We start from the raw sequence: 10,866 nt of genomic DNA on the forward strand, positions 1-10,866 counted from the left end.
TTTATCCACTCAATCTCATTATGAAATATTCCAATAATAGAAGGCTCTATATTTTTTATTTTTCTATTTACAGCGGTTATTGAGTTGGGAATATATAAAAAAAGATAAGGAAGATCATCGGATATTATTTTAAATATCTTTTTATAAATTTTTGATAATTTTTTCATATCCACCGTGCTTTCAGCTCTTTCTATAAGTTTATCAACCTCTTTATTATGATAACCAACAAGATTGAATCCTCCGGGTTTATCTGACTTACTATGCCACAAAGGATAAGCATCGGGGGTAAGCCCCAATCCCCATCCAAGAAGTATAGTTTCAAAGTTTCTTGGATGAACTACCGTGTTTAAAAAAGCTTGCCACTCCATAGCTTTTATTTTTACTTTTACGCCAATTTTAGACAACTGATGCTGCAATATTTGAGCTGCATACAGTCTTATTGAGTTATTGGAGTTTGTTGCTATCTCAAATTCAAAAGGGTTATTTTTATCATATCCCGCTTCTTTTAACAGCTCTTTAGCCTTTTTTAGATCTTTTTTTGGAACTTTTACTTTTTCGTTAAAAGCAAAACTGTTTGGCATAAAAGGGCCTGTGCATACTCTACCGTGAGAGAAAAAAAGGATATCTACAAGCTCTTTTCTATCTATAGCTAAACTTAATGCCTCTCTTACTCTTTTATCTTGAAACTTTTTTTTTCTAAGATTAAACCCAAGATATGTATATCCATGAGATATCTGCTCAATAATTTTATAATAATTTTTAAACTCATCATCAATCTGTCTTTCATACTGTAAAGGAGATAGAGAGCCCACATCAAGTTTTTTTGATTTTAGCATTAAAAATTGCGTTGAAGGGTCCGGAATAAAATGGTAAACGATTTTTTCTATATGCGGCTTATGTTCAAAATATCTTTCATTGGCAACAAGCACTATATCTTCGGAAATTTTAAATTTCTTTAGTCTATATGGCCCCGTTCCTATTGGATTTTGATTGAATTTGCTTGTCATAATATCTTTTTCATCTTTTAAAATATGTTCTGGCAAAACCCCGATCATCCATGTATGCAAAGCTTTAAAATAGGGTTTTTTATATGTAACTTTTATAGTGTAATCATCTAAAATTTTAACATCTTTAACATATCTAAAATCACTAGCATAAGGAGTAAAAACTTTTTTTGAAGTTATAACTTTATAAGTAAAAAGCACATCTTTTGCACTAAATTTAACGCCATCATGCCAATATACGTTATCTCTTAGTTTAAAAATCAGGGTTTTATCGTCTAAAAATTTATAATCTTTTGCAAGATCTCCTACCAATTTTCCGTTTTTATCATATTTTATCAAAGAGTTAAATATCCAGCTTGCTATCTCACCGCTTGCACTATCTGTGGCTAATATGGGATTTATTCTACTTGGATTGGCACTTATCGAGAGATGAAGAGTTGAAGCAAACACCGAAAGAATTGTAAAAGTTATTATAATAAAAATTCTCATCATAAGCCTTGAAATATAGGAATTGGGGATTGGGAATTAGGAATTAGAATGCATTATAAATAAAAAATTTATCCGAATCTATTTTTTTATGTCGCCAATTCCAAATTCCCAATTCCCAATCCCCAATTCCTAATCCCCATAACTTACCACCGGTCTATTTTCTCTAATCCAAGCGTATATCCCGCCTTTTAGATGCATAACATTTTTATATCCAAGTCTATCTGCCAAAAATTCGCCAACGGTCTTTGTCCTGCTTCCGGTTCTGCAAACGAGTATAAATTTTGTCTCTTTTGAAGGGACATATTTTGAAAGCTCATTTAAAAATTTATCTATATCATATCTTCCATACATATCAAAAAAAGTGATTAATTTGCTTCCTTCTATAATACCCGTTTGTTTCCATTCCGGTGCGGTTCTTATATCGATAATTACAACATTTTGTTTTTTTAAATTCTCTACTTCACTTGGTGATAGATCTAACAATTGAGCCATGACTATTCCTGAAAAAAGTAGTAAAAGAAGAAAAAATTTTTTCATAAAGTTTCCTTGTAAAAAGGAGTCGGGCAAAAGCCCGAAAAATGTTATCTTTTTGAGAATTGTGGAGATCTTCTTGCTTTGTGCTTTCCGTATTTTTTTCTCTCTACAACTCTTGAATCTCTTGTTAAAAGTCCATGTGGTTTTAATACGGCTCTAAGAGTCTCATCAAATGCTACCAAAGCTTTTGAAATGCCGTGCTTTAGAGCGTCTGCTTGAGCTGAATATCCGCCCCCAAGAGTTTTAGCAACTATATCTACGCTACCTTCCATTTTTGTTAACGCCAAAGGAAGCTTAACTCTTTTTTTGATAGCCTCATGTCCACCAAGCCACTCATCTAAGCTCATGCCGTTTACTACAATTTTACCGCTTCCATTGCTTAACCACACTTTAGCTACAGATGTTTTTCTTTTTCCAGTCGCATATACTTTAGCCATCTATTATCCCTTTACTTGAGCTGTATGCGGATGTTCACTTCCGGCATATACTTTTAGTTTTTTTAGCATTTTTCTTCCAAGTTTTGTCTTTGGAAGCATACCGCGAGTTGCAAGTTTAAAAAGTTTTTCAGGATTTTTCTTTAGCAAATCCTCCAACTTCTCGCTTTTAACTCCACCAAAATATCCGGTATGTCTATGATACATCTTATTTTGAAGTTTGTTTCCGCTAACGTTTACTTTTGAGGCGTTTATAACAACAACATAATCTCCGCAATCAACATGTGGCGTATAGTATGGTTTATGTTTTCCTCTAAGTAAAGTGGCGATTTGTGTGATAATTCTACCAAAAGTTTTACCTTCGGCATCTACTACTATCCACTCTCTTTTAACCTCTTCTGGTTTGATCGATCTTGTAAATTTCATCTTTGCTACCTTTTATAGCTTTTTAGTGAGTGTGATGATACTCATTTTTTTATTAAAAACAGCTTAAATTTAGTTTTTTTTAAGCTATCTAAACTTTTATAATCTCTATTTTATCCTCAAGCAGATAACATAAAAATGATTGAGTCTCTTTTTTTGTAATTTTTTCTACCGCCTCTTTGTATAAAGATATCTGCTTTTTATGTTCGCTGATATTTTCTTTTGAACTTTTATAATCTATTACGATATTAAAAAGGTTTTTTTCAATTAATAGATCGATTTGTCTAATCTCTTTTTTATATGAAAGGGCTATCTCTTTATAGAGTTTTGAATTTTTTATAAAAAGTTGAAAATCATCATTTTTTAATAGATTTGATACCCTTTTTTCTATATCTAAAAAATCTTTTTCATTAAGATATTTTCCAAATCTATTTTTTGAAGCAAAAATCGCAACCTTTAAAGAGTCTTTGTCAAATAGATCCATCATCTCTAACGTATAATGAAGCGCGTTACCAAACATTATCTCTTTGGTAGTTATATTTTTTTGATTTTTTGTTTTTTTATTTTGAAGACCGTAAAACTTTTCATAAAAATCTATATCTTTTTCTATTTTTTCAATTTTTTCTTTTTTTTCTACCTTTATCTCTCCCATTTTTATTTCTTGAAGATTTAATATATCAAACACGCTGCTTTTATCCTTTTTTAAAATAGTTAGGGAATTTTTTGCCCTTGTAAAGGCCACATAAAGAGTGTTTATGAGATCCTCTTTTTGGTAGAGTTTCTCTTTTAGAAGCGCCTTTTTATACTCATCATCTATAACTTCTTTGCCCTCTTTTTTAAAAAAAACCCTTTTACACTCTAATCCTTCAAAATCAAAAAGCAACAAAGAGCTATCCCCTTTTGCTCTTTTTAACCTATCTAAAACTATCACATTTTTAAATTCTAAACCTTTTGATTTATGAATAGTTAAAATCTTAACCCCTTTTTGCTTTTTTGCGGGGATATTTTCATCGATAAGGTGACTTTCAAAAATAAAATCCCCAAGAGTTTTATATCTTGATAAAACCTCCAAAAATCTCAAAATATTTTCATTGATATTGATATTAAAATCTTTTAAAAATTTTTTGACAAGATAAGGAAGATCATCTTCTATATTTTCATATTTTTTAGTATCTATCTCATCTATTTCAAAAAAACTTTTAAATCCCTCTTTAAATATATCTTTTTTAAAATATATATATTTTAAAAACTCAATTATCGCTACTATCTCTTTTTGATTTATCAATTTTGAACTGCTTTGGGTTACGATACTAATATTTTCGATACTATTTTTTAATATATTTTCAACCTCTATAATCTCATCATTTTTAAAACATAAAATCGCAATATCATCAAAACTTACTCCCTTTTTTAAAAAGTCTTTTACGCTATCAACCAACTCCTCTAAAATATCTTCGCAGCTTTTTACCTCAACATATCCTTCATTTTGGCTATTTGCTTTTTGTATAGCAAAATTTCCAAAAAGCTCTTTATAGGCCGGCTCAAATACTCTATTTACAAATTCAACTATATTTTTATCACTTCTGTAATTTATATTTAAAACTTGCGTATTAACTCCAAACTTCTTAGCGGTATGATAAAAAAGCTCCTTTACTCCTCCTCTAAATCTATAAATAGACTGTTTTACATCGCCCACGTAAAAAAAAGTTCTATTTTCTTTTTGTCCGCTACCGGCTACTATCTCTTCTATAAAGGGTTCTAAAAGTTTATATTGGATTATAGAGGTATCTTGAAATTCATCTATTAAAAGATGATCTATCTTTGAGTCTAATCTAAAATATAAAAAATCCCTATCGACTCTCTCTTTTAAGATATAGTATGCAAAATTTTGTATATCGTTAAAAGTTAGGGCGTTTTTTTTTCTTTTTAATATTTTTTTGCTATTTTTAAAAATCTTATATATTTCAAAAAGATTTTCTAAAAATATAGCCTCTTTTATTAAGATATAAGATTTCAAAGCGGCTTTTAAATCAAAAAAATAGCTATCCAAAATATCTTCAAAACATTTTTTAAAATATGCATACTCCTTTAAAGACTCTTTTTTAAACCAGGTCTCTTTTAATATATCATCAATTTTTTGGATTTTGTTTACGGCGTTTTTTGCGCTATTTGACGCTTTTGGACAGTGTAAAATAAAATCTTTTATTTTTAAAAAAGATTTTTTTGCCTCTTTTTCATACCTTCTAAAATCCCTAAAATCAGCTTCAATTTTATAATCAACCATATTCTCATATAGAGTCTCAAAAAGAGAAAAAATATCTTTTACTCTTTTTTCTTGCAAAAGGGAAAGCTCGATAAGATTTTTTTCTTTATTTAATTGAAAGGAAAAATATAAAAATTTATGATACGTCTCTTGAATATCCTCTTTTGAAGATATGGTAAAGTCCGGATCTATTTGCGCATACATTGCAAATTTTCTCAAAATTGAAGCAAAAAAACTATCGATAGTAGATATCTTAATATCTGAAGATAAAAATTTTTTATATAGTTTTGGCTGCTTTTTTAAAATCTCCTCTTTAGATAAAGAGCTGTTTTTAACGATATAATCTAGCTCATCGCTATCTTTTAAATTTTTTAAGGTATTTGCGATTCTAACTCTCATCTCGTTTGCGCTTTTGTTTGTAAAGGTTAAAGTTAAAATAGATTGGGGGTTAACATCTAAAAAAAGAAGAGTTAAGTATCTAACCACAAGTGCAAACGTTTTTCCCGTCCCGGCACTGGCCTCATAAGCTAACAATCTTTGCATCAAAGACCTTTAAAATCTGTTACATATAATTTTATAGGGGCAAAATAGACAATTGTTTATATTATCGCATTTATCAAAATTTATGATTTTTTCATTTAAACTATCTAAAATATTTGTTAAATACTCTACTTTTTCATTTAGCTGATTCTCTTTTTTTAATTGAGCGCTATATAAATCATAATAATAAACTCCCTCTATATCTCCTAAATTTTTTGAGAGAAGATAATAAAAGACAAGCTGAAAATCTGAAACTTTTTTTAAATCTTTGACTATTTTATTTTCAATTTTTGAGCTTTTATAATCAATAATTTGGAAATTTTTGCCGTTATAATCTATTCTATCGATTTTACCAAATAAAACAAATCCTTTATAATTAATCGCTCTCTCCAACTCTAATGCATAGATTTTATAGCCGTTTTCAAATCTTTTTATCTCATTTTCAAATAAAGGATCAAGCTTTTTTATCCATATATCTATATTTAGTCTAAAAAATAGATTTTTATCCTCTATCTCTTTTGTTGCCAATTTTTTAAAATCCGATTTTAATCTATCTAAATTTTGATAACTATTTTTATTTTTATAAGTTTAAAAAATATTTTATGAAGTATGTTGCCTATTTCATTTTCCATAGGCATTATTGATGGAATTTCAAAAGGCTTTAATTTTTTTATATATTTATAAAAATATCTTCTTTTGCACTCCAAAAAATCTCTTAATCTACTTGGAGAGAGTTTTTCTCTCTTAAAATCATACTCTAAAACAATCTCTTCATCTTTAAATTTTTTATTAAAATCTTTTATAAAAAGCTTTTTTATCTCATCTTCTGAAAAACTATCTTTTTTAACCTCTAACTCTTCTAAAAATCTACTTTTTGATTGAGTATCGTTTTCAACAAAGGAAATGGCAACTTTTTTTGCATTTCTAAAAAGCTCAAAATAGTAATATTTTTGCAAATTTTCTCTATCTTTCTTGGTAGGCAAAGAGCTCTTTTTTCTTATATATGAGTTTAAAAAGATATCTTTTTGACTTGGTTTTGGAACAATATCTTCGTTAAAATCAACAACTATTACTCCGTCAAATGAGACACCTCTACTCTCAAGAGGTCCAATAACCGTAATTTTTCCACCGCCGCTATCTTCGATTTTTTTGTTTTTTAATCTATTTAAAAAAAATTGTAGCCTCTTTTTTAAACTGTATTGATCTAAAAATTGATAAATATATTTAAAATCCTTTAGTTCCTCTTCGACAATATCTTTTTGATTTTCTTCTATAAAAATATAAAAATCCCTAATTAACTCTTCAAATGTTTCAAAATTGATCTTTTCAAACCTTTTTTCATACCATTTATCCAATATATTTTTTATATCAAATCTTTTAGTTTCATAAAGATATTTTATGTGATCTTTTGATAAAATCTCTAAAAAGAGATTTAATCCTTTAAAAAACCTACTATTTTCAAAATCCATTCCCATCGCAAAATTTAGGTTGTTTATCTCATCAAATAGATTTAGACTATCTTTAAAATTTTCATCTGGAAGTAATATTGCGATATTTTCCGGCTTAATACCGCTTTTTATAAAATCGTAAATTTTCTTTTTTATAAAAAATATCTGAAGCATTCTATCAGATACGCTAAGATAAGATATATCAAAATCTTTTGGAAGATCTTTTATTTTTTTTGCAACTTTTTTTGAAAAATTAAGCTCATAATAGGAATCTTGTTCAAACTTCTCAAATCCATACTCATAAAATCTTTCCTGCATTTTTAGATTGTATCTATTTGTTTTAAAATAGACATTTAGCAAATTTTTCTTTGATATATTAAAAAAAAGTTCTATCTCAAATCTTGTTAAAAATCCTTCCAAATATATCTCAATCTTATCAAACTCTCTTATAAAATTTTCGTTTATTTCATAGATTTTGGGAAGTATGGTTTTATCGTAAAATCGATTTTTATTTAACTCTTTTAGATATCTTTCATATAATTTTTCCAAAATCTCCAAATGTTCATAAAACTCTTCGTAAACATCATATTTTTTGAGCTCACTAATATTTACTCCCTCTAAAGAGAGTTCATCAAAAAATCTAAAAAAATAGGAACTGTTTTTAATAAAAGAGAAAAACTCCTCGCTAAATCCAAGTTTTTTAAAATCTTCAAAATTTGCGGCATTTTTTAGAAGTATAAGCCTTGTATCCTCATCAACTAAAACTCTATTTTTTACAAAAATAGCCTTTTTTTCAAACTCCTCTATGGTTAAAAGTTTTGGTAAAAATGAGTCTTTATTTAAGATATTTTCTTGATAAGATCTTAAAGCCCTTGATGTAGGAAAAACGATGAGTTTCATTTTAAAGTGGAGAGTTTATATGTTTTAAATCCTATCGCGTCTTTATCGATTTTGGTTTTTATAACAAAATTCCATCTTCCCTCAAGATTTAGATCTACAGCTGCAACGTAATAAGGATCATTATAATGCGCTTCAATTTTTTTATCATATTTTGTAGTATCGGGCCTTGTTACTAAAATCTCGATTTTAGCGTTTTTTATCAAATTGCCTTTTTTATTTTTAAGCAAGATTTTAATCTCGTTTTTGCCAAGATTTATATCTTTTGTTAAAAGATCTAATTGATAAATTTTATCAAAGTTTTGCTGTCTTTTTAAGATCTCGTTTATATCCTCGTCAACCATATGATAATTTAGCATATATGCGTTATCAAGCTCTACTGGATTGTCCATTGCCGCTTTAATAGTCCAAACTCCAAGCACAACCGCAAATAGCACAAGCGCGATAATAAAATGGGGCCAATAATTTTTCTCAACTTTACTCATTCTTTTTTACTCTCCCATAGATAAATTTAACAAAAATTATAAAAAGCATTCCATAAAAAAATAGTTTTAATATTTCGTAAACTATTTTATTTTGGCTTCCTATAGCAGATTTTAGCTCAACATTATAAGAAGATGCAATCTGCTCTACAATATCAGCATATCCGTTTAAAAGAGCGGCTTCAACATTTGCTTTTGGATTTTTGCTTTTTGCCGTTAAAAGTGGCAAGATCGACCCACTCCAAGGCCAAGGGCTTAATATCTGCTCTTTATCAAACTTATCATCTAACTCTTTTGAATTAATAATATCTATTTTTTTATCATTTAATGATATAGTAAGCAATATAAAAGGAGATTTTAAGTTTTTTGAAACATTTTTTTCATACTCTATTATATCTGTTGAGTTTAAATCTTTAACGGCTATTAAATATACTCCAACTCCAGTCTTTTTTTGAAGTTCTGAGCCCATCTCTTCTATTTTATCGGCAGTTTTTTTTGGCAAAATATTCTCATTTTTTAAAATAAACGAAGCGTTAAGCTGTGATAGGATAGAAAAAAGAAGAATTGGGGCAAAAAGCCCCATTTTTAAAACTTTTTTCATTAGCCTACAAATGCGTGAAAAGGCGTAGCAACAGCCCAAAGAGTAATTATTGCCATTCCTAGCAGCATCCAACCAATAATAGCTTCCAATTTATCAACCATGACGGCTCCTTATTTTTGCTTAAACTCGTATTTATGAAGGGTATCGCCCCCAACAGGTGAACCATATATCACAACCTGCTTTTCATTTTCAAGATCAGAACCAAACATCTTTATTGCCTGAGGATTTTTTATCTCATATGCTTGATGAGCTGTAGCGCTCTGCGTTTTTATGGCCGCAGTAGTCAAAAACGCAAGTATAGATAGTAGCAAGGCTACAGCTATAAAATATCCTGTTAATCCGTGTAAACTAAAAAGCGATCTATTTTCGTTCATACCACTCTCCTTATTCGCTTAAGCTACGAATATATGTAGCAACGGCTTTTTGCTGAACGGCTGTCAATCTTCCTTTAAAACTTGGCATAGTTCCAATGACAGATTGTTTTCCATGCTCTAAAACCGCTTGAATTATTTTATCATCATACTCTTTTAGGTTAGGAGCCATTCCACCCATACCGGTTCCGTCAGGCCCATGGCAACTTGCGCATGTATTAGCGTAAACTTGAGCACCTTTTTCGTTACCTTTAAATCCATTTGCAACATACTCAGCAACCGCCTCGGCATCATCGCCGCTAACAAGACCAGGAGGCATCTCTCCCATTTGATATCCAAATCTTCCTGTGCCATCCATTACTTTATCGCCAAGAGCAGCCGAGCCTTGCTCAATAACGGCAAGAACGCTATTTTTTAAAAGTCTTTTTGTCAAATCCTGAGCTTTTCCTTCAATTCCTGTAGCGTCAATTCCATGACATGGTGAACATTGAACAAGATATACACCCTCTCCCATACCAAGAAGATCTTCTTTTGTTGGATTTGCCCATTTGCTCTCAAATCTTGCGGTATGCGCAGCAACCTCTTCATTATATTCGCCAATTTGCGAATACGCGTTTAACGGGTATCCAACCAACCAATACCATACACCCCAAATAATTGTCCCTACAAATGCTAAAGACCATCCTATAGGTGAGTTATTTTTATATTCGCCAATTCCGTCCCAGTTTTCCTCTTTTAACTCACCTTCTGCCTTACCCTCTTTAATATCTTTAAAATATTTAGCGGCAACCCCGATCGTTAAGATCAAAATGGCAGCAGCACCAAGTAAGGCCAACTGGTTTACATTATCGCTTAACCAATTCATTTACTGCTCCTTTTTTTCTTTTGCATCATCATTTTCCAAAGGCTCAATCGGCTTGGAGGTTAACTCATCGTCCAAAGCCATTTTTCCATATTTTTCATAATCCCTTTCCCCCTTCTTTTCACTTCTATACAGATGGACTATATATCCATAAAGTATAAAAGTTAATAAAATTATGAAAAAGAAATATAGATAACCTTGTATCTCTCTTAAATCCATTCTTATTTCAGCCTATTTAGATATGCAATAAGCGCTACTATCTCAGGGACTTTACCCTCTTTTACCATATTAACCAAATCTTCTCTTTTTGTCTCTTTGGCAACTTTTAAAGCATACTCAAGAGCTCTTTTTTTAGCCTCTTCAAATGATCCAAGAGGAACATCTACTTTTCCATCTCCATCAATATCAACATCATAAGGAACGTTAAATACTTTTTTAACTGTTAAAGCTTCCGCATAAGCGGTCTCTAGATCAGCAACGTTTGTGAACATATGTTTATATGCCGGCATAATAGATCC

General features: G+C 30.0%; 13 protein-coding genes. All 13 read right to left on the bottom strand.

Annotated elements, in window-relative coordinates; all coding sequences use genetic code 11:
• The coding region (locus AC30RD_RS03030) for a peptide-binding protein (protein WP_489492736.1) at positions 1–1,496 on the bottom strand (1,496 nt) is incomplete at its 3' end.
• A gap of 126 nt (positions 1,497–1,622) precedes the next feature.
• Complete coding sequence (locus AC30RD_RS03035) at positions 1,623–2,030, bottom strand: rhodanese-like domain-containing protein (protein ID WP_489492738.1); 408 nt, start codon at positions 2,028–2,030, stop codon at positions 1,623–1,625.
• 44 nt (positions 2,031–2,074) lie between these two features.
• Complete coding sequence (gene rpsI, locus AC30RD_RS03040) at positions 2,075–2,464, bottom strand: 30S ribosomal protein S9 (RefSeq protein ID WP_489492740.1); 390 nt, start codon at positions 2,462–2,464, stop codon at positions 2,075–2,077.
• A 3-nt stretch (positions 2,465–2,467) separates the two neighbouring features.
• Positions 2,468–2,887, bottom strand: a complete 420-nt coding sequence (gene rplM, locus AC30RD_RS03045; protein WP_489492741.1) for a 50S ribosomal protein L13 — start codon at positions 2,885–2,887, stop codon at positions 2,468–2,470.
• An 88-nt stretch (positions 2,888–2,975) separates the two neighbouring features.
• Entirely contained in the window at positions 2,976–5,690 is a 2,715-nt protein-coding gene (locus tag AC30RD_RS03050) for a RecB-like helicase (RefSeq protein WP_489492742.1), read from the bottom strand.
• 9 nt (positions 5,691–5,699) lie between these two features.
• On the bottom strand, positions 5,700–6,215 hold the full coding sequence (locus AC30RD_RS03055) for a PD-(D/E)XK nuclease family protein (protein WP_489492743.1): 516 nt from the start codon (positions 6,213–6,215) through the stop codon (positions 5,700–5,702).
• Between the two features lie 26 nt (positions 6,216–6,241).
• The gene (locus tag AC30RD_RS03060; protein ID WP_489492744.1) at positions 6,242–8,035 is read right to left on the bottom strand and encodes a PD-(D/E)XK nuclease family protein; all 1,794 of its coding nucleotides are present in this window, start codon (positions 8,033–8,035) and stop codon (positions 6,242–6,244) included.
• Positions 8,032–8,517: a FixH family protein gene (locus AC30RD_RS03065; protein WP_489492745.1), complete on the bottom strand. Its 486-nt coding sequence runs from the start codon at positions 8,515–8,517 to the stop codon at positions 8,032–8,034. Before AC30RD_RS03065 ends, AC30RD_RS03060 begins: the two co-directional genes overlap by 4 nt.
• Positions 8,510–9,115 (bottom strand): TPM domain-containing protein, encoded by a 606-nt coding sequence (locus AC30RD_RS03070; protein ID WP_489492747.1) that lies wholly within the window; start codon positions 9,113–9,115, stop codon positions 8,510–8,512. Before AC30RD_RS03070 ends, AC30RD_RS03065 begins: the two co-directional genes overlap by 8 nt.
• Positions 9,116–9,225: 110 nt before the next feature.
• Positions 9,226–9,489: a DUF4006 family protein gene (locus tag AC30RD_RS03075; protein WP_489492748.1), complete on the bottom strand. Its 264-nt coding sequence runs from the start codon at positions 9,487–9,489 to the stop codon at positions 9,226–9,228.
• A 10-nt stretch (positions 9,490–9,499) separates the two neighbouring features.
• Positions 9,500–10,351 (bottom strand): c-type cytochrome, encoded by an 852-nt coding sequence (locus AC30RD_RS03080; protein ID WP_489492749.1) that lies wholly within the window; start codon positions 10,349–10,351, stop codon positions 9,500–9,502.
• Positions 10,352–10,567 (bottom strand): cytochrome c oxidase, cbb3-type, CcoQ subunit, encoded by a 216-nt coding sequence (locus AC30RD_RS03085; RefSeq protein WP_489492750.1) that lies wholly within the window; start codon positions 10,565–10,567, stop codon positions 10,352–10,354.
• A gap of 2 nt (positions 10,568–10,569) precedes the next feature.
• Positions 10,570–10,866: cbb3-type cytochrome c oxidase subunit II (locus AC30RD_RS03090; protein WP_489492751.1), on the bottom strand; the 297-nt coding region annotated here is incomplete at its 5' end.

The organism is Nitrosophilus sp., from assembly GCF_982775275.1.